The organism is Knoellia altitudinis (assembly GCF_042666355.1).
GTDB classification, from domain to species: Bacteria; Actinomycetota; Actinomycetes; order Actinomycetales; family Dermatophilaceae; genus Knoellia; species Knoellia altitudinis.
In genome coordinates, this window is the sequence record NZ_JBHTDK010000001.1 from 1,740,353 (window position 1) to 1,764,339 (window position 23,987).

A 23,987-nucleotide genomic window follows, 5' to 3' on the forward strand; every position below is an offset into this window, starting at 1 on the left:
CCGTACCCGGTGTCAGGGGTGCAGGCTCAGCCCCTTGGTGATCTTGTCGGCGTCACGGCGCTCGGTGCGGAAGGCCAGCCCGGTGAGGGCGAGCTCGGCGCGCGGCACGGCAGCCACGGCGGCGCGGTTCGCCTGGTCGTGACCCGTCGCGAACAGCTGCTCGGTGAACACGGCCGGGGTGGCCCCGCGCGACACCGCCCGTTCGAGGGTTGGCCTCGACGGCCGCGCTCCAGGACTTCGTGCTCGACGCGTTGACGGGCCGCAAGGAGGTCGCCGATGCCCGGACGTCCGTCGTCTTCGAGCACGTGCACAACCCCGTTGTCGCGCCCGGCTGACGCGGGCCGGTCAGCCGGCCGAGGGTGCCGCGTCGGCGAGGAGCCGGGCCAGGCGAGCGGGCTGGGTGAACATCGGCCAGTGACCGGAGTCGATGTCCACGAGCTCGAGGTGCTCGATCTTGGCGAGCTCGGGGGTGTCGCCACCATCGATCCATTCCTTGGCCTGGTCCGGCGAGAACTCTGGGCAGACGAGCACCGACGGAAGGGCGAACCGTCGCTCGTCCCGCAGGTGCACGACTCCGCGGGTGACCCCGACGGGCACACCGTGGGCCTCGGAGAGGAAGCGGGCCTTGAGCTCGTCGTCCATGTCGTCCGAGTCGGGTCCCTCGAACTTCTCCCACCCCGGGAACTCCATGAGTCCGTCGACCGGCTCGAAGAAGTCGGCATAGGTCGCCCCGTCCTCCTCGGGGAACCCCCCGATGAAGACGACCGACGCGACCTTCTCGGGTCGTGCGTCGGCGGCAAGCCACGCCAGACTGCACGCCGCAGAGTGACCCACGACGACCGCGCCCTCCGGAGCAGCGTCGACCGCGGCGATCACGGCGGCGACTTGGTCCTCCAGAGTGGCCGACGCATCGCCCGTCCCCTGTCCGGGCAGCGTCACTGCGACCGGGGTGTGTCCGAGTCGGGTGAGCTCGGGGACGACTGCGTCCCACGCGGTGCCGTCGAGCCAGAGTCCGCCGATGAGGACGATGTGCATGGTCGGGTCTCCTTGGGTCGGGTGTCGTGCTCGGTTCCGACCACCGTAGGACGCGTTGCGGACGAAACACTTCCGGTATGCCGTGTGGCGTGCCATCGTTCTCGTCGTGCCTTCCGCGTCCGTCCCGTCATCGGAGATGAGCCCGACGGCCCGCGCCCTGCGCACCCTCGAGGTGCTGCAGAACCGGCCCGGGGTCACCGCCGGAGAGCTGGCCCGTCGGTTGGGAGTGACCGAGCGGGCGACGCGCCGCCACATCGCGATCCTGCGCGAGGCGGGCATACCGGTCGTCTCGACGCGCGGTCCGCACGGCGGCTACACCCTGGGGCGCGGTGCGGCCCTCGCCCCCGTCGTCTTCACCGAGACCGAGGCGCTCAGCCTGGTCATGGCGGTCATCGACAGCCACCCCAGCGCGGCGAGCGCCACCGGGGTCGACGGCGAGGTCGATGCCGTCGGCTCCGCTCTCGACAAGGTGGTCCGTGCCCTGCCCCGGGCCGCGAGCCGCGAGGCGACAGCGTTGCGTGAGCACGCCTGCGCCACACCGGATCGCCACCCGAGCCGCCCCGACCCGGCGACGACGAGCGCTCTCGTGGCTGCGAGCGCCGGCCGCCGACAGGTCCGCATCACCTATGCGAGCGAGTCGGGTTCGACCTGGCAGGACGTCACCGACCCGTGGGCCGTCGTCGTGCGCCACACGCGCTGGTACCTCCTGTGCCGCTCCCACCGGGCCGACGCGGTGCGCACCTACCGGATCGACCGGATCCGTGAGGTGGTCGGTCTCGACGTCAGCTTCACGCCACCGGCCGACCTCGACCCCGTCGCCTCGCTCGAGAAGCACCTCGGCATCGGCTGGGAGTTCGAGACACGGGTCGTGTTCGAGGTGCCCCCCGAGGAGGCACGGCGCTGGGTGCACCCGGCCATGGGAGCCCTCGAACGGCATACCGATGGTTGTGTCCTCCTGGGCAGCACGAGCAACCCGACCATGTATGCCAGGGAGTGGCTCGCCCGCATCCCCCTGCCCCTGCGGGTCGAGGGTGGGCCCGAGCTGGTCGACACGATGCGGTCCGTCGCCACGCAGCTGCAGGCCGCGGTGGGACCCACCACCTGAGCACGGGGTGGGATTTCCTGAACGTCGCACCCAGGTTCGGGACGGCATACTGGATGAGGTGCTCCCTGCCTCTCGGGGTGGGGTGCGCCCTCGTCCGCATCGTCTGCCCCGAAAGTTCTCCATGAGCATCACACCCCGTTCGCGCGCCGAGGCCCGCCAGGACGCCAGCCCCCGCCGTGGGCGCAAGGGCGCCCGCCGGTCGTGGCCGCGCCGGATCCTCTACACGCTCCTCGGGCTCTTCCTCCTCGGCCTCGCCGGCGTCGGCGTCGCCTACGCGATGACCGACGTGCCGAAGCCCAACGACCTCGCCGTGGCGCAGACGAACGTCATCTTCTTCGCCGACGGCAAGACCGAGATGGGCCGGTTCTCCGAGCAGAACCGTGAGCCGGTCGAGCTGAAGCAGATCCCGAAGCACGTGCAGCAGGCGATGCTCGCGGCCGAGGACCGCAACTTCTACGAGAACAACGGCATCTCGCCGACCGGTATCGCCCGCGCGGTCTGGGTCGCCGTCAAGGGTGGCGAGGCGACGCAGGGTGGCTCCACGATCACGCAGCAGTACGTCAAGAACTACTTCCTCAGCCAGGACCGCACGCTCTCCCGCAAGGCCCGAGAGATCCTCATCTCGGTCAAGATCGACGGCCAGCAGTCCAAGGACCAGATCCTCGAGAACTACTTCAACACCATCTACTACGGACGGGGTGCCTACGGCATCCAGACGGCGGCCAAGGCCTACTTCGGCAAGGACGTCTCCAAGCTCACCCCGGCCGAGGGCGCCTTCCTCGCCTCCGCCATCCGAGGCCCGTCGTTCTACGACCCCCGACTCGGCGCCGAGCAGAAGAAGAACGCGCAGACCCGGTCGGGCTACATCCTCGACGCCATGAAGGACCAGGGGTGGTTGACGGCCGAGCAGCGCGCTGCGGCCACGTTCCCCACCGACAAGCAGTTCAGGCCCTACTCGCCGCCGACCGCCGGCGGAGCCAACGGCTACGTCATCCAGAAGGTCAAGGAGGAGCTAAGCGGGAAGCTCAAGCTCACCGAGGCCGAGACCGCACGTGGTGGCCTGCGCATCGTCACGACGATCGACGCCAAGAAGCAGAAGGCTGCCCAGGACGCCGTCAGGGAGCGCATCCCCAAGGCAGCGACCGACATCAAGGTCGGACTCGTCTCCATCAAGCCCGGCGACGGGGCCGTCGAGGCGCTCTACGGCGGCACGGACTACGCCAAGAACCAGTTCAGCACGGCCACCGATGCCACGATGCAGGCCGGGTCGGTGTTCAAGATCTTCACCCTCATCGCCGCACTGCAGGGCGGGGAGATCAGCATCCGCAACACCTTCAACGGCGCCAGCCCGCAGTACTTCGAGGAGTTCGAGAACCCCGGCGGGGAGACGGACTTCAACCGGCGCGGTGGGGTCCGCAACTTCAACCAGGAGGACTACGGCCGGATCACCGTCGCCACCGCCACGGCGAACTCGGTCAACACCGTCTATGCGCGCATGAACATCCTCGCCGGACCCGAGAAGACCGCTGCCGCTGCCGCCGCCGCCGGCATCACGACCAAGCTCACCCCCAACTACGCCAACGTGCTCGGCAGCGACAGCGTCAAGGTCATCGACATGGCCAACGCGTACGCCACCCTCGCGGCCGAGGGCGTCCGGGCCACGCCGTACTTCGTCAAGAAGGTCTCCACGACCGACGAGTCCTTCGACTACACCGCGAAGCCGAGCACCAAGCGCGTCTTCGACAAGGAGCTCGTCTCCGACGTCGTCTACTCCATGCGGCAGGTCATCGAGCGCGGCAGCGGTGAGTATGCCGGCGACCGTCTCGACCGTGAGGCGGCCGGCAAGACGGGCACCTCGAGCGACAACTACTCCGCCTGGTTCGACGGCTTCACCCCGCAGCTCGCGACGGCCGTCGGCATGTACAAGGGCGACGGGAAGGTCAAGGAGGCGAACCAGATGAATGACGTCCCGGGATGGGGCCCCATCACCGGCGGCACGATCCCGGTGCGCATCTGGACCGACTACATGCGCACCGCCACGGACGGCATGGAGCGCAAGGAGTTCCCCGAGCCGGCCTACATCAACAGGGACGCGGTCCCCAAGCAGACGCAGCCTCCCAGCGACACGGGCGACAACACCAGCGAGCCGACCCGCGAGCCCGAGCCGGATCCGGAGCCTGAGACCACGACGCGGGCGCCGTCGTCCACGACCCCACCGCCCTCGCCGACGCCCGAGCCCACGACACCGGAGCCCACGACTCCCGACCCGGAGCCGACGCAACCCAGCCCCGAGCCGACGAAGTCCCCGGGCAGGCCGACGATCCCCGTGCCCACGATCTCGCCCTCGGGCAACGGCGACGCGCCCAGCTGACCCATGCCCCCATCCGGAGCAGTGCGTCGGCGGGACCGGCTGCGCCCGTCCGACCTCGCCCTCGGGCCGATGGCGCTGCTGGCTGCGCTGCCGGTGCTCGTGTCGGTGTGGAAGCAGGGGCCCTGCCTCGACAAGGGCTGGGGCGGGACCGAGCCCTTCTGGCGGTTCTGCTACTCCGACCTCGCCGTGACGATCCAGACGGCGGGAGCGGAACGGGGACTTCCGGCATACCTGTCGGGTGACGTCCGTCTCGACCAGCCTCCGCTGACCGGCAGCGTCGTCGCGCTCGTCGCCGGCCTCGGGCCGGGCGAGGGCGCCCTCGCCACGCAGCGCTGGGTCCTCGGCGTGTGGGCAGTCCTGGCGATCGCGGCCCTGGTCCTGATGACGTGGTGGGTCCGCACGAGCCTCGACCACCCCGGCGCGGACCCGTTGCAGGTCGCCGTCGCGCCGGTCGTCGCCCTCACTGTGCTCCTCTCGCCGGACCTGCTCGGGGTGGTCCTCGCGACCGGCGGGCTGTGGGCGTGGAGCCGCCGCCGTCCGGCACTGGCCGGGGCGCTGCTCGGCGCGGGGGTGATGGCCCGGACCTATCCCGCCCTGCTGCTCGTCGTGGTCGCCCTCGTGGCCTGGCGCACCGGGCGCGAGCGCGACCTCGGGCGGTTCGCCGGTGGCGCCGCGGCTGCCGTCGTCCTCGTCGCGGTCCCGTTCCTCGTCCTGTCCCCGGGCACCCTCGTCCACTCGTGGTCGACCTGGCTCGAGACCCCCGCCGGCCTCGGGTCGGTCTGGTACCTGCCGACGCTGGCGGGCAGCCCGTGGCCGGCGTCGGTGGTCACCGTCGTCGCCGGGACCGGCATGATCGTCGCCCTGGTCCTCGCGGCCCTGCTCGCGCTCGGCGCCCCGTCGGCGCCGCGGCTGGCGTCGGTCGCGCTGGTCGCCGTCGCCGTCGTCCTGGTGAGCGGCACCGCCTTCCCGGTGCAGTCGTCGCTGTGGCTCGTGCCGCTCGTGGCCCTGGCCGGGATGCGCTGGCGCGACCACCTCGTGTGGGCGCTCGCGGAAGCGGTGCATTTCGTCGGCGTCTGGCTCTACCTCGGCGGCCTTCAGGTCACGAACCGCTCCCTGCCCGCAGGCTGGTATGCCGTGGCTCTCCTCGTGCGGGTCGCCGCCGTCGTCTTCCTGGCCGTCCGCGCCTGGCAGACCGCCACAAGTTTCCCGCCGGAAGCGGGTTTCTCTCACGTCGCAGGGGATCCGCAGCCAGGCAAGGTGAGAACTTCCGAAGCGAGGTCGCCCTCGGTTCCAGCGATTTAGGGCGTATGCCGTCCAGCCGGTACCCTTGCCGAGTTACCAGTGCCCTGTGGACAACTCCACAGCCGTGTCGGTAGCGATGCATACCCTCCTGTCACGGAGAGACCGTGACCGTTCAGACCGAAGGAGGCGGGTTAACGCATGCGTCAGTACGAACTCATGGTCATCCTCGACCCGGAACTCGACGACCGCACGGTTCAGCCGTCGCTCGACAAGTTCCTCACCGTCATCACCAAGGACGGGGGCACCGTCGACAACGTCGACATCTGGGGCCGCCGTCGCCTGGCCTACGAGATCAAGAAGAAGGCCGAGGGCATCTACGCCATCGTCAACTTCACCTCGGAGCCGGCAACCGCCAAGGAGCTGGACCGTCAGCTCGGGCTCAACGAGTCGATCATGCGGACCAAGCTCCTGCGCCCCGGCGCCTGAGCTCTCCTCACCGACTTCCCGGCCGACCCAGCGACTCGTCGCTGACCGGCCAACGCTGACCACACCGCATACGAATCCTTTCGTTGTTGCACCCAGACCAAAGGGGATCTGATCCATGGCAGGCGAGACCGTCATCACGATCGTCGGGAACCTCACCGGTGACCCCGAGCTGCGCTTCACTCCGTCCGGCGCTGCCGTCGCGAACTTCACCGTGGCCTCGACGCCGCGCACGTTCGACCGTCAGTCCAACGAGTGGAAGGACGGCGAGACGCTGTTCATGCGTTGCTCGGTCTGGCGTGACGCTGCGGAGAACGTCGCCGAGTCCCTCCAGCGGGGCACTCGCGTCATCGTCACCGGCCGCCTGAAGTCTCGTTCGTACGAGACCAAGGAAGGCGAGAAGCGCACCGTCATCGAGATGGACGTCGACGAGGTCGGCCCCTCGATGAAGTACGCGACCGCCAAGGTCAACAAGACCTCCCGCGGCGGAAGCGGCGGCGGTTTCGGCGGCGACGGCGGCTCCGGCGGCGGTCAGGACCCGTGGGCGACCGGCGGCTCCGCACCTCAGGGTGGGGCGTCCTCGGGAGGCCAGGGTCAGGGCGGCGGTTGGAACCAGCCGGCCGGCGGCCAGCCCGCCGGTGGGCAGTCGGCACCGCAGGGCCAGCCGGGTCAGCAGGGCGGCGCTCAGGGAGGGTGGGGCAACGCCCCGTCCTACGACGAGCCCCCGTTCTGATCCAGGAGTCCTGCACCACACCCAGATCCACACCATCCCTGGGAGACCAGGGCTCATCCGCTGAGACACTCGGCAGAAGGAGAGCACCACGATGGCTAAGCCAGTTGTGCGCAAGCCCAAGAAGAAGGCCAACCCGCTCAAGGCGGCGAAGGTCGAGAACATCGACTACAAGGACACTGCGCTGCTGCGCAAGTTCATCTCCGACCGCGGCAAGATCCGCGCTCGTCGGGTGACCGGCGTGTCCGTCCAGGAGCAGCGTCTGATCGCCAACGCGGTCAAGAACGCCCGTGAGATGGCGCTCCTTCCCTACTCCAGCTCGTCCCGCTGACGCGCGACCCGAAGCCAGAAGGAGAGCTGAACAATGAAGGTGATTCTCACGCACGAGGTCTCCAGCCTCGGCACCGCCGGTGACGTCGTCGACGTCAAGGACGGCTACGCCCGCAACTTCCTCTTCCGTCGCGGTCTCGCGACGCAGTGGACCAAGGGCGCACAGAAGCAGGTCGACGCGATCGCCAAGGGCCGTGAGGTCCGCGAGGTGGCATCGCTCGAGGAGGCCCAGTCGATCAAGGGCAACCTCGAGTCCAAGCCCGTGACCGTGCCCGCGCACGCCGGCAAGGAGGGACGTCTCTTCGGTGCCGTTTCGTCCGCCGACATCGCTGCCGCGGTCAAGGAAGCCATCGGCACCGAGCTCGACAAGCGCAAGATCGAGGTCCCGACCCCGATCAAGTCCACGGGTACCCACGAGGCACTCGTGCGCCTGCACCCCGAGGTGCAGGCCAAGGTCGAGCTCAACGTCGTCCCCGGCTGACACCTCTGACTGACGCTCGCTCAGCACTGACAGCGCCCGGTTCCCCTGTGGGGACCGGGCGCTGTGGCGTGTGCCGCGTGCTTGGCTGGGGGCGAAGCGCTGTTTTCGCGCCGAGTCGGGGCCCGTGTGACGAGTCGGACCCCGTGTGACGAGTCGGGGTGTCACGACCCGCCGACTCGTCCCAGAACCCCCGACCCGTGGGCGCGGTGGGTCGCCACGCGCCGACGGGTGGACGATGCGGGCCCCTGACCGGCGCACGCCTACGCTTTCACCCATGAACTGGGACGACTACTCGGCTGCGCTGTTCGACCTCGACGGGGTCGTCACCCCGACCGCGGAGGTCCACATGCGGGCGTGGTCGGCGATGTTCAACGAGTTCCTCACCGCCCGCGGGGTCGCCGAGCCCTACACGGACGACGACTACTTCGCGCACGTCGACGGCAAACCGCGCTACGAGGGGGTCGCCGCGTTCCTCGCCTCGCGCGGCATCGACCTGCCACAGGGTGACCCGTCCGACGACCCGTCGGCGCAGACCGTGTGCGGTCTCGGCAACCGCAAGAACGACGCCTTCAACGAGGTGCTGGAGGCCGATGGCGTGCAGGCCTACCCCGGGTCGGTGCGCCTGCTCGAGGCGCTCGCCGCGCGCAGCATGCCGATGGCCATCGTCTCGTCGTCCAACAACGCCCCGGCCGTCCTCGAGACCGCCGGCGTCGCCCACTTCTTCTCGTTCGTCATGCACGGTGGTGTCGCGTCCGAGCGCGGCATCGCCGGCAAACCGGCCCCGGACACGTTCGTCGTCGCGGCGCAGGAGCTCGGCGTGACGCCCGCGCAGGCCGTCGTGCTCGAGGACGCCCTGAGTGGCGTGCAGGCGGGCGCCGCAGGCCACTTCGGCCTCGTCATCGGCGTCGACCGCGGCGCAGGCACCGCGGCCCTCACCGACGCCGGCGCCACCCTCGTCGTCAAGGACCTCGAGGAGCTCCTGTGAACGCGATGCCGCGCGACGTCGACGACGACCCGCTGGACCGCAGCCGCTTCCCCGTCGACGAGTGGGCCCTCACCGAGACCCGCTTCGAGGCCGACGACCTCGGCGTCACCGAGTCGCTCTTCGCCGTCGGCAACGGCTACCTCGGACTGCGTGGCAACTACGAGGAGAGCCGGGACGCCCACGTCAACGGCTCCTACATCAACGGCTTCCACGAGACCTGGCCGATCACCCACGCCGAGGAGGCCTACGGCTTTGCCAGGGTCGGCCAGACGATCGTCAACGCCCCTGACGCCAAGGTCATCCGCCTCTACGTCGACGACGAGCCGTTGCAGCTCTCGACGGCGGACCTCCTCGACTACGACCGCACCCTCGACTTCCGCACGGGAGTCCTCTCGCGCACGCTACTGTGGCACACCCCGAGCGGCAAGCGGGTCGAGGTCAAGAGCACGCGCATGGTCTCGCTCACCCAGCGCCACCTCGCCGTCATGACCTACGAGGTCACCCTCCTCGACGGGGACGGACCGGTGCAGATCTCCTCGCAGGTCCTCAACCGCCAGGACCGCCTCGCGGAGGGGCCCGAAGCCGAGAGCGCCGGCATCGCCGACCCGCGCAAGGCCGAGACCTTCCACGGCCGGGTGCTGCTGCCCGAGGTCAGCGAGGGCGACCTCGAGAGCGGGCGGCTGTGGCTGGGCTACCGGTGCGCCGACAGCGGGATGACGCTCGGTCTCGTCACCGACCACCTGCTCGAGACCGAGAACTCCTACCGCGCGACAGTCCACAGCGACGACGACTCGGTCAAGATGATCTATCGCCTCCAGGGCCAGCAGGGCGTGCCCATCAGGCTGACCAAGTTCGTCTCGGCCCACACAGCGGGCAGCGTCCCGCCACGTGAGCTCATCGACCGGTGCGAGCGCACGCTCGACCGCGTCACCGAGGCGGGTCTGCAGCAGCAGCTCGACGAGCAGCGCGAGTGGCTCGATTCCTTCTGGCAGCGGGCCGACGTCGAGATCCCGGGCCACCCGGAGATCCAGCAGGCCACCCGCTGGAACCTCTTCGCACTCGCCCAGGCGTCGGCGCGCGCCGAGACCTACGGCATCCCGGCCAAGGGAGTCACCGGCTCGGGCTACGGCGGGCACTACTTCTGGGACACCGAGATCTATGTGATGCCGTTCCTGACCTACACGATGCCGTATGCCGCCCGCAACGCCATGCGCTTCCGTCTCTCGTTGCTCGACTCGGCAAAGGCCCGTGCGCGTGAGCTCTCGCAGAAGGGTGCGCTCTTCCCGTGGCGCACCATCAACGGCCACGAGGCCTCGGCGTACTACGCGGCCGGCACGGCGCAGTACCACATCGACGCCGACATCGCCTATGCCCTGAGCCAGTACGTCGGCGCCACCGGCGACCTCGAGTTCCTCGACCGCGAGGCCATCGACGTCTTCGTCGAGACGGCGCGGCTGTGGGCCGACCTGGGGTTCTGGCGCATGCACCCCTCGCGTGAGCGGACCTTCCACATCCACGGCGTGACCGGGCCGGACGAGTACACCACGGTGGTCAACGACAACCTCTACACCAACGTCCTCGCGCGCTTCAACCTCCGGCGAGCGGCCGAGGCGGTGGAGGCGCTCGCGGAAGATGACCCGGCGGCATACGAGCAGATGGTCCGTAGGACCGAGCTTGAGCCGGGCGAGGTCAGCGAGTGGCGCGACTGCGCCGCGGGGATGGCGATCCCGTTCGACGAGCACCTCGGCATCCACCCCCAAGACGACCACTTCCTCGAGCGGGAGATGTGGGATCTCGGCAACACGCCCTCGTCGGTGCGGCCCCTGCTGCTGCACCACCACCCGCTCGTGATCTACCGGTTCCAGGTGCTCAAGCAGGCCGACGTCGTCCTCGCGCTCTTCCTCCAGGGGGAGGACTTCACGCCCGAGCAGAAGCTCGCCGACTTCGAGTACTACGACCCGATCACCACGGGCGACTCCACGCTCTCCGCGGTCGTACAGTCGATCATCGCGGCGGAGGTGGGCTACCAGGACCTGGCCTACGGCTACTTCCTGGCGGCGCTCTTCGTCGACCTGGCCGACCGGCACGCCAACACGTCCGACGGCGTGCACGTCGCCTCGACCGGTGGCGTGTGGAGCGCGCTGGTGTCGGGCTTCGGTGGGTTCCGCGACCACGGCAGCGACGAGCGCGAGGGACAGTTCGCCATCGACCCGCGGTTGCCGCAGGACTGGGAGTCGCTCACCTATCGGCTCTGCCTGCGCGGCACCCGGGTGCGGGTCACGGTGCGCGCCCCCGAGCTGGAGCTGGTCATCGAGGATGGTGATGGTCCACTGACGTTCGCGGTGCGCGGCGAGTCGGTGACGCTGACGCCCGAGACGGCGGTCACGGTGGCGCTGGCCGACCAGGGCCCGCGCATCGAGGGCACCCCCAAGGCGCCGAGCGAGATCGTGCGCGAGGACGGGACGGTCATCTCGAGCGTCGTGCCGACGGGCGACACGCGGCGTATGCCGGTCCCCACCGGCCACTGACCCCTCAACCTTCCCGCCGGAAGTGGGTTGCTCTCACCTCGCCTGATCGCCGCGATCAGGCGAGGTGAGAGAAACCCACACCCGACGGCGGGGTGGGGGTGTTCGGGCCGAGCGATTGCCTGTCAGAGCCCTCGCCTAGGTTGGCGCGCATGGCAGCGAAGACGACCCGGCCGGCCTACCGGTGCACGGAGTGCGGGTGGACCACGGGCAAGTGGGTCGGTCGCTGTGGCGAGTGCCAGGCCTGGGGGTCGGTGACCGAGGTCGGCGCCGTCTCGGCCAGGACGACGGCCGCGACGTCGGTGCAGCGTCCCGCCGTGCCCATCGGCGATGTCGACGTGACCCGCGCACAGGCACGGGGGACAGGTGTCCCCGAGTTCGACCGGGTGCTCGGCGGCGGGCTCGTGCCCGGGGCCGTCGTGCTCGTCGCGGGTGAGCCCGGGATCGGGAAGTCGACCCTGCTGCTCGACGTCGCCGGGCGCGCCGCCCGCGGTGGTGAGCCGGGCGAGGAGCGACGCGTCCTCTATGTCAGCGGCGAGGAGTCCGCGGCGCAGGTGCGCAGCCGGGCCGAGCGGATCGAGGCGATGGCGCGCACGCTCTTCCTCGCCTCCGAGACCGACCTCGCGACGGTGCTCGGCCAGATCGACCAGGTCGAGCCCGAGCTCGTCATCATCGACTCGGTCCAGACGATCAGCAGCGCCGAGGTCGAGGGGTCTGCCGGCAACGTCTCCCAGGTGCGAGAGGTCGCCGCCAGCCTCATCGCCATGGCCAAGTCCCGGGGCATCTCGTGCCTCCTCGTCGGGCACGTCACCAAGGACGGCTCCATCGCCGGGCCCCGTGTGCTCGAGCACCTCGTCGACGTCGTCGTGCAGTTCGAGGGCGACCGGCACAGCCGGCTGCGGCTCGTGCGCGCGGTCAAGAACCGCTACGGCCCCACCGACGAGGTCGGCTGCTTCGACCTGTCCGACATCGGCATCACCGGGCTGGCCGACCCCAGCGGGTTGTTCCTGTCCAACCGCACGGCCGCCGTCGCCGGCACCTGCGTCACCGTGACCCTGGAGGGGCGCCGGCCGCTCGTCACCGAGGTCCAGGCCCTCGTCGACCAGACCGAGATGCCCAACCCGCGCCGGGCCACGAGCGGTCTCGACTCCGCGCGCGTCGGCATGATCCTCGCCGTGCTCGGTGCCCGCGCCAAGGCGCCGATCGGTCGCAAGGACGTCTTCGTCTCGACCGTGGGTGGGGTGCGCATCACCGAGCCGGCGGCTGACCTCGCGCTGACCCTGGCGCTCGCGAGCGCGATCAACGACCAGCCGCTGCCCGTCGGCACCGTGGCCTTCGGCGAGGTGGGCCTCGCGGGCGAGCTGCGTCCTGTCACCGGCGCCCACCGCCGGCTGGCGGAGGCCGCGCGACTCGGGTTCACCACGGCCATCGTGCCGCCCGGGGTCCTCGGTGGTGGACCCGTGCCCGACGGGCTGCGGGTCGTCGAGGTCGCCACCGTGCTCGAGGCCGTGACGATGACGGCCGCCACAGCGCCGGCTCGCTGACCGCCTCGGTCCGAGCGCGGCGGGGTGTGGGGCAGCCACAAGGTGACCGGGCCGTGACTGAACGACGGGACCGGACGGCATACCCGCGCCGTTAGACTCCCCACGAGGGCCGGGGTGGCTGACCGCGCCCAGAGCGACGAGACCGAAGGGGGACCCACATGGCCACGCCGCTGGTGGATGACGAGCTGATGAGGACGACGCTCGCTGCCGTCGCGCCCGGGACCGAGCTGCGCGACGGGCTCGAGCGCATCCTGCGCGGCCGCACCGGCGCCCTCATCGTTCTCGGCACCGACAAGGTCATCGACGAGATCGCCACCGGTGGCTTCCCGCTCGACGTTGAGTTCTCCGCCACCCGCCTGCGCGAGCTCGCCAAGATGGACGGCGCCATCGTCTGCGATCGCGACGTCACCAAGATCCTGCGCGCAGCGACCCAGCTCGTGCCGGACGCCACCATCGAGACGAGCGAGTCCGGCACCCGCCACCGCACCGCTGAGCGCGTGGCCAAGCAGACCGGGTTCCCCGTCGTGTCGGTGAGCCAGTCGATGCGCATCGTCGCGCTCTATGTCGGCGGCAACCGGTTCGTCGTCGAGGACTCCAGCGCCATCCTGTCCCGAGGCAACCAGGCGCTGCAGACCCTCGAGCGTTACAAGCAGCGGCTCGACGAGGTCACCGGCACCCTCTCGGCCCTCGAGATCGAGGACCTCGTCACCGTGCGCGACGTCGCCAACGTCCTGCAGCGCCTCGAGATGGTGCGCCGGATCAAGGACGAGATCGGCGACTACGTCCTCCAGCTCGGCACCGACGGCCGGCTCCTCAGCCTCCAGCTCGAGGAGCTCACCGGCGGCCTGTCCGACGACCTCGGGCTCGTCATCCGCGACTACCTGCACGACTCGCGCGGCAACCTCGAGCTCGGGCAGGCCATCGCCAACCTCACCGACATCGACGCCACCGAGCTCCTCGACCCGGCCGCGGGCGCCAAGGCCCTCGGCTTCACCGTCGTCGGCGACGCGCTCGACTCCTCGGTGAGCCCGCTGGGCTACCGCATGCTGAGCAAGGTGCCGCGTCTGCCCGGCGCTATCGTCGACCGTCTCGTCGAGCACTTCGGCAGCCTCCAGAAGCTCCTCGCCGCCGGTGTCGACGACCTCATGGGTGTTGACGGTGTCGGTGAGGGTCGCGCCCGACTCGTGCGCGAAGGCCTGTCGCGACTGGCGGAGAGCAGCATCCTCGAGCGCTACGTCTGACCCGAGGGCTGACGACGTGAGCGGCTCGCGCCTGCCCGGGACCGACGTGCGCCTCCTGCACCAGTCGATCCTTGCCTGGTATGCCGCCCACTCGCGTCCCCTGCCCTGGCGGGACCCGTCGTGCTCACCGTGGGGTGTGCTCGTGTCCGAGGTCATGGCGCAGCAGACACCCGTGTCCCGGGTCGTTCCGGCGTGGCAGGACTGGATGTCGCGCTGGCCGACGCCGGCGGACCTGGCCCGTGAGTCACCGGGAGAGGTCGTGCGGGCGTGGGGGCGACTGGGCTATCCGCGCCGGGCGCTGCGGCTGCGCGATGCCGCCATCGCCATCGTCGAGCGCCACGACGGCGAGGTGCCGCGCGACCAGTCCGAGCTGCGCGCCCTGCCCGGCATCGGCGACTACACGGCGGCGGCCGTGGCAGCGTTCGCGTTCGGCGACCGGTCGGTCGTCGTCGACACCAACGTGCGCCGGGTGCAGGCCCGCGTCGTCTCCGGCCTGGCGCAGGCGGCGCCGTCGCTCACCCGGGCCGAGGTCGACCTGGCCCGAGAGCTGCTGCCGGTCGTTGATCACGACGCGGCAGTGTGGAACGTTGCAGTCATGGAGCTCGGCGCGCTGGTCTGCACGGCCCGGGCTCCCCGGTGTGGGGACTGTCCCGTCCGAGCGAGGTGCGCCTGGGTGCTGGCCGGCTCACCGGCATACGACGGCCCGGTCCGCAGGGGGCAGAAGTGGCACGGCACCGACCGGCAGGTGCGCGGCATCATCGTGCAGGCGCTGCGCGAGGCGACCGGTCCTGTCGGACGCGCCGCGCTCGCGCCGGGCCGGGACGAGCAGCAGGTGGACCGCTGCCTCGCCGGGCTCATCGAGGACGGGCTCGTCGAGCCGCTCAGCGCCGACCGGTTCGCCCTCCCCGGGCTCGTGGAGGCCTCGGGATGAGCAGCCGCGACGAGCCCACCGAGCCGCTCCGTCCCCTGGACCCGACCGAACCGATCCACCGGGCACCGGGTCACTCGGCTGGTCCGGGGCCGGAGACCGCGACGGGAGCCGAGGGAGTCGAAGGCACTGGTCGCCGTCCGCCCCCCGACCCCTACGGCGTGCGCGCCGGGGCCGGGAAGGTGTTCCGCGTCCTGGGGCGTGGCACCGTCGGCGGAGCGCGGTTCGCGGGGCGGGGGAGTCGGGCGGGCACGCAGAAGGCCCGCGCCTACGTCCAGTCCTCCGGCGCAGGTGAGAGCGGCCTGGCCCGCCTCGTCGAGCTGCACTTCGTGAACATCTGCGGCGACGCCGCCCTGACCGTCAGTCTGGCGGGCACCATCTTCGCGATCCCCACCGACGAGGCCCGAGCCCAGGTGGCGCAGTTCCTCGTGCTGACCATGGCACCGTTCGCGCTGCTCGCACCCTTCATCGGGCCGCTGCTCGACCGGTTCAGGCACGGACGACGCTGGGCCATCGGGACGACCCTCGCCCTGCGCGCCTTCCTCTGCTGGGTGCTGGCGGGCGCCGTCGCCACCGGATCGGCATGGCTCTTCCCGGCCGCCCTCGGCTGCCTCGTCGCGTCGAAGGCCTATGGCGTGACCCGCTCGGCGGCCATCCCGCGCCTGCTGCCACCGGGCTTCACCCTCGTCAACGCCAACTCGCGCATCGCCCTCGCCGGTGTCGCGGCCATGGCGGTGGGCGGTGGGCTCGCCGGTGCCGTGTCGCGCATCGGGCCGGACTGGTCGCTGCGGCTGGCGTTCGCCATCTATGTCGTCGGCACGGTGCTGGCCATCAGGCTGCCTGCCCGGGTGGACTCCGCGGTCGGTGAGCTCGACATCGAGGACACGCGCCCGGCGCCACCGCCGAGCACCAACGAGGTCGTGGCCCACGTCGAGCGCCAGGGACGACTCGGTCGGACCAGCGGCCGACTGCGGGCCCGGGTCCTGGCCCTGCCGGTCAGCGTGCGCGCCACCCTCGTGAGTGCCATGGGAGCGCGGCTGCTCACGGGGTTCCTCACGCTCTTCATGGCGTTCCTCATGCGCGAGCACCCGATCCCCGGCCACAGCGGGACGCTCGTGCTCGCCCTCGTGGTCGGTGCGGCCGGGGCCGGCAACGCCCTCGGGACGGTCGTGGGCAACGCTGCGCGACGGCTGCCACCCGACCGGCTCGTCGCCGCGGCTCTCCTCGTCATCGTCACGGCAGCGCTGGCCACCGCCGTCTTCTACTCGCTCGCCACGCTGCTCGTCCTAGGACTGTGCGCAGGGCTGTGCGCGCAGATCATCAAGCTGAGCACCGACGCGATCATCCAGCGTGATGTCGCCGAGAACGTGCGCACCCAGATGTTCGCATGGTCCGAGACCGTCCTGCAGATCGCCTGGGTCGCCGGCGGGGGGCTCGGCATCGCCCTGCCGCTCATCCCCCAGCTGGGGTTCGGGGTCATCAGCGGCCTGCTCGTCGTCGTGCTGCTGCTCTCGATCCGGCTGCGGCGCACGCAGTCGCCTCGTCCCATCGGGTGATGCTCAGAGGACGCGGAGCATCCTCGTGTTGCCCAGGGTGTTGGGCTTGACCCGCTCGAGGTCGAGGAACTCCGCGACACCCTCGTCATACGAACGCAGCAGCTCGGCATAGACCTCGGGCTCGACCGCTCGGCCTTCGATGGCTGTGAAACCGTGCCGCGCGAAGAAGGCCGTCTCGAAGGTCAGGCAGAAGAGCCGCTCCACGCCCAGCGCCCGTGCCCGCTCCACGAGCTGGGTGAGGATCTGGCTCCCGACACCGAGACCCAGGGCCGACGACGCCACGGCCAGCGTGCGGATCTCGGCGAGGTCCTCCCAGAGCACGTGCACCGCCCCGCAGCCGATGACCTCACCGTTCCGCTCGGCGACGACGAAGTCCGCGACCGACTCGTAGTAGGCCACCGCCTCCTTCTGGAGGAGCACCCGCTGATCGGCGAGCGGCGCGACCAGCGCTCGCATCGCGCGCACGTCCGCGGTGCGTGCAGACCGGATCCGTATGCCGTCCGCGTCATCGGGCGAGGCGTCTGGTTCGTCGGGGCGCGCGGGTGCGGTGGTCACGCCCCCCAGTATCGCGGCATACGTGAAGGAGGCACCGCTCAGTTCGTCGTGTACGCGGTGCGGATGCGCGCGAGGTCGGTCGCCGTCGGTGTCCACGCGCGTCCTGCCAGGGTCTCGCTCTTGGAGATGAACGGCCTCATGATGTGCGGGTGCGTCGCGTGGTCCCAGTGCCCGAGACAGTGCGCGACCTCGTGCGAGACGATCGCGGCGAGCCATGTGCCGTAGGGACGACCGACGCCACGGACATGGGTGTTGACGTTGACGATGCAGTCGCCGATCTCGTAGGCCCTCTGCGGCCCGCTGGTGAGCCAGGTCGGCACCTCCACCCACCCGCCGACCGAGGTGTGTGCCCTCGCCGAGCTCCACCTGATCGTGATGCCACGGGACGGCTCGGACGACACCGGGACCAGGTCGATCCCCGTGCCGACCTCCCAGCGGTGCGCGGCAGTGGTCGTGCCGACCACTCTCAGGGTGTTGTAGACGGGGATCGTGTCCTTGTAGAACGGGTAGTCCACCCAGGCCGTCGCGGCGACGGCACTCGGAGGCGCGAGCAGGGCCGCGGCAACGGTGAACAGTGCAGCGACGAACGCGGTGGTACGAACCTTCATGGTGGTGCTCCTCGCGGGCCATAGGCACCCATGGTCATTATGGGTGAGCCTATGGTGGCCCAAAAGTGCACAGAAGAGGATAGGGGGTGGGTAATAGTTACTAGTTCGTAGCCGCTCTGAGTGGTACGGAGAGGGACAGACGACGAACCGGCCGCCCGTGCACGAGGCACGGACGGCCGGTCCGGAGAACCCTCACGGGTTCAGTGGTGCGGTTCAGCGAGTCGCGAAGACCGGGGGGGTCTGCGGGTTGTACTCGTCCATCTTCACGTCGGCAGCCTTCTTGAGGCTGGGGTCGGTGATCTTGAGGACGTCGAAGCCCTTGCCCAGGTCGGACGAGAACACGTGGCCGTTGTAGTAGTACGACGACCAGGTGCCACCGCCGTCCGTGGCTCCGGGCTTGACGGGGCCACGCTCGAAGTAGCCGATCTCACGCGGGTTGTCGGAGTCGGTGAAGTCCCAGAAGGACGTTCCACCCATGTACCAGGACTGGACCATGACGTCGCGCCCGTTGAGCGGGATCATCGAGCCGTTGTGGGCGACGCAGTTCTCGGAGTCGTTCTGGTGACGGGCGATCTTGTAGTACGACTTGAAGGTCAGCTGGTTGTCGGCCGACAGGTCGTAGATGCCGTTGGCGCCGCGGGTGGGGCCGACCTTGGTGTTGCAGGTCGCGCGTCCACCGCCACCGAGCTCGTCGGTGAAGACGACCTTGGTGCCCTTGTTGTTGAAGATGGCGGAGTGCCAGAAGGCGAAGTTCGCGGTGTCCTGGACCCGCTCGATGACCTTAGGGGCCACCGGGTCGGAGATGTCCATGATGATGCCGTCGCCCATGCAGGCGCCGGCAGCGATGTTCTTCGCCGGGAAGGCGGTGATGTCGTGGCAGCCCGTGGTGGCGGAGTAGGTGTCACCGGACGGGTGGACACCACCGGGGTTGCCGCCGTCGGGGAAGAGGTTGGGCTCGGCGACGACCTTCGCGGAGGTCGGGTCGGCCTTGGGGACCTCGACGATGCTGATCGAGTCGTGTGGCGGCTGGCAGTCCGGGTAGTCGGCGCGCGGGGAGTACGACGACACGTAAATGAAGTCGCTCTTCTCGCTCGGGACGAGGGTGTTGGTGTGCGAGCCACACTTGGTCTCGACGGCCTTGATGTACTTGGGACTGCGCGGGTCGGAGACATCAAAGATCTTGATGCCCTCCCACGAAGCCTTGGCCTGAGCCGGGGCCGTCGTGGACTCGCACGAGGTGTCGCTGCGGGAGGAGTCCGTGGACAGGTAGAGGAGGTCACCGGAGATGGTGATGTCGTTCTGCGAGCCGGGGCAGAGGACCCGGGCGAGGACCTCGGGCTTGGCCGCGTTGGTCACGTCGTAGATGACGAAGCCGTCGTAGTTGCCGACGAACGCCTTGTTGCCCGAGAAGGCGATGTCGCTGCCCGTGCTGTCGACAGGGGCGATGTGCGGGGTGTTGAAGAGGTGCTGCACGTTCTTGCTGCGACCGATCTGGTCAGGTGCGAGCTGGGTGCCGGACACGCCGACTGCTTCCGGTTCGACGTCAGCGGCGCCGGCTGAAGCCACGCCCCAGCCGCTCGCGGCGAGCGCGGCAACGGCCGCGACCCCCACTGTGCGGAAAAGCCTCATGGTTCCTCCTGAAGTTGGACAGCCAGGGACTGCCCAGGTGATTGTGCGGTGAGGTCATGGTCGTCCAAAAGTTCCGGCAGGTGGGTAAAGGGAAGGTAAGAACTCACTACTGACCGGTTTCCCGGACCCGCAGGACAAGCGCGCCTCCCGACGGTCAGGGATGGGAACTACAGTGCCGCGCATGCGCTCTGCTTCCCGCCACCTCGCGGCTCTCGCCCTGACCGGACTCCTCGCCGTCGCCGGTTGTTCCGGAGACGACTCCGTGCCGGTGCCTCGACGGACGGCCCCGACCTCGAGCGACCCGGTCATCCAGCCGGGGCTTCCGGGGGAGCCCAACCAGACGATGAGCGGCAGCGCTGCGACCCAGCAGCCGGCACCCACGGTCGCGCGCGGGGACGTCACCTTCTACCAGGACATGATCGTCCACCACGCCCAGGCCCTCGTCATGGTCGAGACCGCTCTCCCACGGATGAGCGACACCCAGGCCAAGTCCATCGCCTCGCGCATCGGTGACGAGCAGAAGCCCGAGATCCTGGCGATGACGACGTGGCTGGAGGAGCGCAAGCAGGAGGTTCCGCCGCAGGCGACCAACCCGCGGCTGGGCGACCATGAGCACGCCGGGATGCCGGGGATGGCGACGCCGGCACAGCTGGCCGAGCTCGCCAAGGCGAGTGGCGTGGCGGCCGATCGGCTCTTCCTCAGCCTGATGATCGAGCACCACAAGGGTGCCCTGAAGATGGTCGGTGACCACGGCGACGTGGCCGGTGAGGAGATCGTGGGCGAGATGGCCGACGAGATCAACGTGACCCAGTCCAAGCAGATCCAGCAGATGCAGACCATGCTGGCGCGCCTCTCCTGACGCTTCCCCGTTCAACACAAAGGCGGGGTATGCCGGGAACTCTCGTTCCGGCATACCCCGCCTTTGTGTGTCTGGCTGGGTGAGGTGCCTGGTTACTCGCCCGAGGCGGCAGCCCCGCTGCTCGGGGGAGCCGACGCGCCGGCCGTGACGACCGGGACCTCGACGATGTCGGCCTTGCGGGCACCAGCGAAGGTGAACGTGTCGTCCTTGCCCTCGCCGGTCGTGTCGACCGCAACGATCTCGCCGGACTTGAGCTCTCCGAAGAGGATCTTCTCGGACAGCACGTCCTCGATCTCGCGCTGGATCGTGCGCCGCAGCGGTCGCGCACCCAGCACGGGGTCGTAGCCGCGCTTGGCGAGCAGGGACTTGGCCGCAGGCGTGAGCTCCATGCCCATGTCCTTGTCCTTGAGCCGCTTGTCGAGCTTGGCGATCTCGAGGTCGACGATCTGGATGATCTCCTCGCGGGTGAGCTGCGGGAAGACGATCGTGTCGTCGACGCGGTTGAGGAACTCGGGACGGAAGTGCTGCTTGAGCTCGTCCGTCACCTTGTTCTTCATCCGGTCGTAGCTGCTCGTCGTGTCCGGGCCGGCGGTGAAGCCGAGGGCGCCCTTGGTGATGTCGCGCGTGCCGAGGTTGGTCGTCATGATGATGACCGTGTTCTTGAAGTCGACGACCCGACCCTGGGAGTCGGTGAGGCGGCCGTCCTCGAGCACCTGCAACAGGGAGTTGAAGATCTCGGGGTGGGCCTTCTCGACCTCGTCGAAGAGGACGACCGAGAACGGCTTGCGCCGCACCTTCTCGGTGAGCTGGCCACCCTCCTCGTAGCCGACGTAGCCGGGAGGCGAGCCGAAGAGCCGCGAGACGGTGTGCTTCTCGCTGTACTCGGACATGTCGAGCTGGATGAGGCTGTCCTCGTCACCGAAGAGGAACTCGGCGAGCGTCTTGGCGAGCTCGGTCTTGCCGACGCCCGTGGGCCCGGCGAAGATGAACGAGCCACCGGGGCGACGCGGGTCCTTGAGGCCGGCGCGGGTGCGACGGATCGCCTGCGAGAGCGCCTTGATGGCGTCGTCCATGCCGACGACGCGCTTGTGCAGCTCGTCCTCCATGTGGAGCAGTCGGCTCGACTCCTCCTCGGTCAGCTTGAAGACCGGGATGCCGGTCGAGGCCGCCAGGACCTCGGCGATGAGCTCCTCGTCGACCTCGGCGACGACGTCGAGGTCACCGGACTTCCACTCGGTCTCACGCTGGGTCTTCTCGTTGCGCAGGTTCTTCTCGTCGTCACGCAGTCGCGCGGCCTTCTCGAAGTCCTGCCCGTCGATCGCCGACTCCTTCTCGCGCACGACGGCCTGGATCTTCTCGTCGAACTCGCGCAGGTCCGGCGGTGCGGTCATGCGGCGGATGCGCAACCGGGCGCCGGCCTCGTCGATGAGGTCGATGGCCTTGTCCGGGAGGAAGCGGTCGTTGATGTAGCGGTCGGCCATGTTGGCCGCCGCGACGAGCGCACCGTCGGTGATGGAGACGCGGTGGTGCGCCTCGTAGCGGTCGCGCAGCCCCTTGAGGATCTCGATGGCGTGGGCCAGCGTCGGCTCGGCCACCTGGATGGGCTGGAAGCGGCGCTCGAGGGCGGCGTCCTTCTCGATGTGCTTGCGGTACTCGTCCAGCGTCGTCGCACCGACGACCTGGAGCTCACCACGGGCCAGCATCGGCTTGAGGATGCTCGCGGCGTCGATTGCGCCCTCGGCCGCACCGGCACCGACGAGGGTGTGGATCTCGTCGATGAACAGCACGATGTCGCCGCGGGTGCGGATCTCCTTGAGGACCTTCTTGAGGCGCTCCTCGAAGTCACCGCGGTAGCGGCTGCCGGCGACGAGCGCGCCGAGGTCCAGCGTGTAGAGCTGCTTGTCCTTGAGCGTCTCGGGGACCTCGCCGCGCACGATGTCCTGGGCGAGACCCTCGACGACGGCGGTCTTGCCGACGCCGGGCTCACCGATGAGGACCGGGTTGTTCTTGGTGCGGCGGGACAGCACCTGCATGACCCGCTCGATCTCCTTCTCACGCCCGATGACGGGGTCGAGCTTGCCCTCGCGGGCAGCCACGGTGAGGTTGCGACCGAACTGGTCGAGCACGAGCGAACCGGCGGGGGTGCCCTCGGCGGGGCCGCCCTGGACTCCGGCCGCAGCGCCCTCCTTGCCACCCTGGTAGCCCGAGATGAGCTGGATGACCTGCTGGCGGACCCGACCGAGGTCGGCGCCGAGCTTGACGAGGACCTGGGCGGCGACGCCCTCGCCCTCGCGGATCAGGCCGAGCAGGATGTGCTCGGTGCCGATGTAGTTGTGGCCGAGCTGCAGCGCCTCACGCAGCGAGAGCTCGAGGACCTTCTTGGCGCGCGGCGTGAACGGGATGTGACCGGTCGGGGCCTGCTGGCCCTGGCCGATGATCTCCTGCACCTGCTCACGGACGGCGTCGAGCGAGATCCCCAGGCTCTCCAGAGCCTTGCTCGCGACACCCTCACCCTCGTGGATGAGGCCGAGCAGGATGTGCTCGGTGCCGATGTAGTTGTGGTTGAGCAGGCGCGCCTCTTCCTGCGCGAGGACGACCACCCGACGGGCCCGGTCTGTGAACCGTTCGAACATTGCTGGCTCCTGACTGATCTTCTAAGTCACCTCGATGCTATCCCCGCTGCCTGTATGTCGCGGCGGCCCGTTCACGCAGGTCCGGTCACAATTCGGCAGGGCGAGGTGTGTCAAGGCGTCCAACGCGGCATACCCGCACAGTGTTCCTTGGGGCTGAGCCGAGGGGACTCATGTTCGCTCTCGGCAGACGGCCGCCCCACCTTTCCCGCCGGAAGTGGGTTCCTCTCACTTCGCCTGACCGCGGCGGTCAAGCGAAGTGAGAGGGACCCGTGGGACGCCAGGCAGGCAGTCACGTGGGTCCGGACGAGGCCGGCTCGTCGTCGCCCACCTTGATGACGAGCTGCGTCCCGAACGGTGCCGACTGGACAAGACGCATCCGGGCCAGCGCCGGGTGGTCGTCGAGCAGCTTGGCGCCGTTGGCGAGCGAGCGGAGCGCCGCGGTCTCGGCCCGGGCCATCTCGAGCTGGGCCGCCCCACGCTGGCGCGCCGTGGCCAGCTCGAGCGTCGCCGCCCGGACCTCGGCCGGGACCATGACGTCCTTGATGACGACCTCGTCCACCGCGATGCCCAGCGGGCGCGCCGCAGCACCCACGGCGGCCGTGAGCGTCGCCGCGTCGAGACCGGACCCGCGCTGGCTCACCGAGTCGAGGGTCAGCGCCGCCACGGAGTCGCGCAGGCCCACCTGGGTTGCCAGGTAGACCAGACCGAGCGGGTCCGCCGCGCGCTCGAGCCACGCGACCGGGTCCGCGACGGTCCACCGCACCGCGGCCGAGACGCGCACCTGCACGCCGTCAGCGGTGAGGATCTCCTGCGGCGCGACGGCGAGCAGCTGCTCGCGCAGGTCCACGTGGACGTAGCTCGCGCGGCGCGCCCGACGGTGGCGGCCGGGCTCGAGCACCCGAACAGGGGTGCCGTCGACGAGCTCGACCGCGGCGGTGTGGGCCGGGACGGTGACATGGATGAACAGCATGGGCAGCCTCCTTCGGGGTGCGCGAGATGGTTGGTGCATGGCGGACTAGACAGGACGGGATGGCGGGGTGATGGTGCCGGGCAGCGGAGCGTCGCGCGGGGCGTCGGGTGTCGACCTGACCACCCGGGCCGCAGAGCACGACGATCCGTGAGCCTGCCCGGCACCACCTGTCGGTTG

General features: G+C 69.8%; 22 protein-coding genes. 15 read left to right on the forward strand and 7 right to left on the reverse strand.

What is annotated here, in order from left to right:
- Positions 1-12: 12 nt before the first annotated feature.
- Positions 13-195 (reverse strand): DUF2000 family protein, encoded by a 183-nt coding sequence (locus ACFQW8_RS08145; protein ID WP_380086495.1) that lies wholly within the window; start codon positions 193-195, stop codon positions 13-15.
- Positions 196-209: 14 nt separating this feature from the next.
- Here ACFQW8_RS08145 and ACFQW8_RS08150 point away from each other — a divergent pair, with 14 nt between their 5' ends.
- Positions 210-335: a hypothetical protein gene (locus tag ACFQW8_RS08150; RefSeq protein WP_380086496.1), complete on the forward strand. Its 126-nt coding sequence runs from the start codon at positions 210-212 to the stop codon at positions 333-335.
- A gap of 10 nt (positions 336-345) precedes the next feature.
- Here ACFQW8_RS08150 and ACFQW8_RS08155 read toward each other — a convergent pair whose 3' ends face one another.
- Entirely contained in the window at positions 346-1,035 is a 690-nt protein-coding gene (locus ACFQW8_RS08155; protein ID WP_380086497.1) for an alpha/beta fold hydrolase, read from the reverse strand.
- A gap of 106 nt (positions 1,036-1,141) precedes the next feature.
- Here ACFQW8_RS08155 and ACFQW8_RS08160 point away from each other — a divergent pair, with 106 nt between their 5' ends.
- The 13 genes from ACFQW8_RS08160 (at position 1,142) to ACFQW8_RS08220 (ending at position 16,556) form a co-directional block, all read left to right on the forward strand.
- Positions 1,142-2,140, forward strand: a complete 999-nt coding sequence (locus ACFQW8_RS08160; protein ID WP_380086498.1) for a helix-turn-helix transcriptional regulator — start codon at positions 1,142-1,144, stop codon at positions 2,138-2,140.
- Positions 2,141-2,261: 121 nt separating this feature from the next.
- A complete protein-coding gene (locus tag ACFQW8_RS08165; RefSeq protein ID WP_380086499.1) occupies positions 2,262-4,511 on the forward strand; it encodes a transglycosylase domain-containing protein in 2,250 nt (749 codons plus the stop codon).
- 3 nt (positions 4,512-4,514) lie between these two features.
- Positions 4,515-5,813: a hypothetical protein gene (locus ACFQW8_RS08170; RefSeq protein ID WP_380086500.1), complete on the forward strand. Its 1,299-nt coding sequence runs from the start codon at positions 4,515-4,517 to the stop codon at positions 5,811-5,813.
- A gap of 138 nt (positions 5,814-5,951) precedes the next feature.
- Positions 5,952-6,239, forward strand: a complete 288-nt coding sequence (gene rpsF / locus ACFQW8_RS08175; protein WP_353951808.1) for a 30S ribosomal protein S6 — start codon at positions 5,952-5,954, stop codon at positions 6,237-6,239.
- Positions 6,240-6,354: 115 nt separating this feature from the next.
- Complete coding sequence (locus ACFQW8_RS08180; protein WP_380086501.1) at positions 6,355-6,969, forward strand: single-stranded DNA-binding protein; 615 nt, start codon at positions 6,355-6,357, stop codon at positions 6,967-6,969.
- 91 nt (positions 6,970-7,060) lie between these two features.
- A complete protein-coding gene (rpsR, locus tag ACFQW8_RS08185; protein ID WP_035904052.1) occupies positions 7,061-7,297 on the forward strand; it encodes a 30S ribosomal protein S18 in 237 nt (78 codons plus the stop codon).
- Positions 7,298-7,330: 33 nt separating this feature from the next.
- Positions 7,331-7,777, forward strand: a complete 447-nt coding sequence (gene rplI, locus ACFQW8_RS08190; protein WP_380086502.1) for a 50S ribosomal protein L9 — start codon at positions 7,331-7,333, stop codon at positions 7,775-7,777.
- A gap of 274 nt (positions 7,778-8,051) precedes the next feature.
- Positions 8,052-8,762, forward strand: a complete 711-nt coding sequence (locus tag ACFQW8_RS08195) for an HAD family hydrolase (RefSeq protein WP_380086503.1) — start codon at positions 8,052-8,054, stop codon at positions 8,760-8,762.
- Between the two features lie 5 nt (positions 8,763-8,767).
- On the forward strand, positions 8,768-11,290 hold the full coding sequence (locus tag ACFQW8_RS08200) for a glycoside hydrolase family 65 protein (RefSeq protein ID WP_380088628.1): 2,523 nt from the start codon (positions 8,768-8,770) through the stop codon (positions 11,288-11,290).
- A gap of 149 nt (positions 11,291-11,439) precedes the next feature.
- The gene (radA, locus tag ACFQW8_RS08205) at positions 11,440-12,831 is read left to right on the forward strand and encodes a DNA repair protein RadA (protein ID WP_380086504.1); all 1,392 of its coding nucleotides are present in this window, start codon (positions 11,440-11,442) and stop codon (positions 12,829-12,831) included.
- Between the two features lie 158 nt (positions 12,832-12,989).
- Positions 12,990-14,072 carry a DNA integrity scanning diadenylate cyclase DisA gene (gene disA / locus ACFQW8_RS08210; RefSeq protein WP_380086505.1) on the forward strand — a complete coding sequence of 361 codons (1,083 nt, stop codon included), beginning with the start codon at positions 12,990-12,992 and terminating at the stop codon, positions 14,070-14,072.
- Positions 14,073-14,088: 16 nt separating this feature from the next.
- Positions 14,089-15,003 (forward strand): A/G-specific adenine glycosylase, encoded by a 915-nt coding sequence (locus ACFQW8_RS08215; RefSeq protein WP_380086506.1) that lies wholly within the window; start codon positions 14,089-14,091, stop codon positions 15,001-15,003.
- The gene (locus tag ACFQW8_RS08220; RefSeq protein WP_380086507.1) at positions 15,000-16,556 is read left to right on the forward strand and encodes an MFS transporter; all 1,557 of its coding nucleotides are present in this window, start codon (positions 15,000-15,002) and stop codon (positions 16,554-16,556) included. Before ACFQW8_RS08215 ends, ACFQW8_RS08220 begins: the two co-directional genes overlap by 4 nt.
- Positions 16,557-16,559: 3 nt before the next feature.
- Here the strand turns inward: ACFQW8_RS08220 and ACFQW8_RS08225 are convergent, their stop codons facing one another.
- The 3 genes from ACFQW8_RS08225 to ACFQW8_RS08235 all read right to left on the reverse strand — a co-directional run bounded on the left by ACFQW8_RS08225 (position 16,560) and on the right by ACFQW8_RS08235 (position 19,348).
- Positions 16,560-17,051, reverse strand: coding sequence for an amino-acid N-acetyltransferase (locus tag ACFQW8_RS08225; protein WP_380088630.1), 492 nt, complete (start codon positions 17,049-17,051; stop codon positions 16,560-16,562).
- 98 nt (positions 17,052-17,149) lie between these two features.
- Positions 17,150-17,719, reverse strand: coding sequence for a hypothetical protein (locus ACFQW8_RS08230; protein ID WP_380086508.1), 570 nt, complete (start codon positions 17,717-17,719; stop codon positions 17,150-17,152).
- 213 nt (positions 17,720-17,932) lie between these two features.
- Positions 17,933-19,348 carry an LVIVD repeat-containing protein gene (locus tag ACFQW8_RS08235; RefSeq protein ID WP_380086509.1) on the reverse strand — a complete coding sequence of 472 codons (1,416 nt, stop codon included), beginning with the start codon at positions 19,346-19,348 and terminating at the stop codon, positions 17,933-17,935.
- Positions 19,349-19,529: 181 nt separating this feature from the next.
- Between ACFQW8_RS08235 and ACFQW8_RS08240 the strand changes: the two genes are divergently transcribed.
- Positions 19,530-20,207, forward strand: coding sequence for a DUF305 domain-containing protein (locus ACFQW8_RS08240; RefSeq protein ID WP_380086510.1), 678 nt, complete (start codon positions 19,530-19,532; stop codon positions 20,205-20,207).
- Positions 20,208-20,299: 92 nt separating this feature from the next.
- Here ACFQW8_RS08240 and ACFQW8_RS08245 read toward each other — a convergent pair whose 3' ends face one another.
- The gene (locus ACFQW8_RS08245) at positions 20,300-22,840 is read right to left on the reverse strand and encodes an ATP-dependent Clp protease ATP-binding subunit (RefSeq protein WP_380086511.1); all 2,541 of its coding nucleotides are present in this window, start codon (positions 22,838-22,840) and stop codon (positions 20,300-20,302) included.
- Positions 22,841-23,129: 289 nt separating this feature from the next.
- The gene (locus tag ACFQW8_RS08250; protein WP_380086512.1) at positions 23,130-23,810 is read right to left on the reverse strand and encodes a slipin family protein; all 681 of its coding nucleotides are present in this window, start codon (positions 23,808-23,810) and stop codon (positions 23,130-23,132) included.
- Positions 23,811-23,987 lie beyond the last annotated feature (177 nt).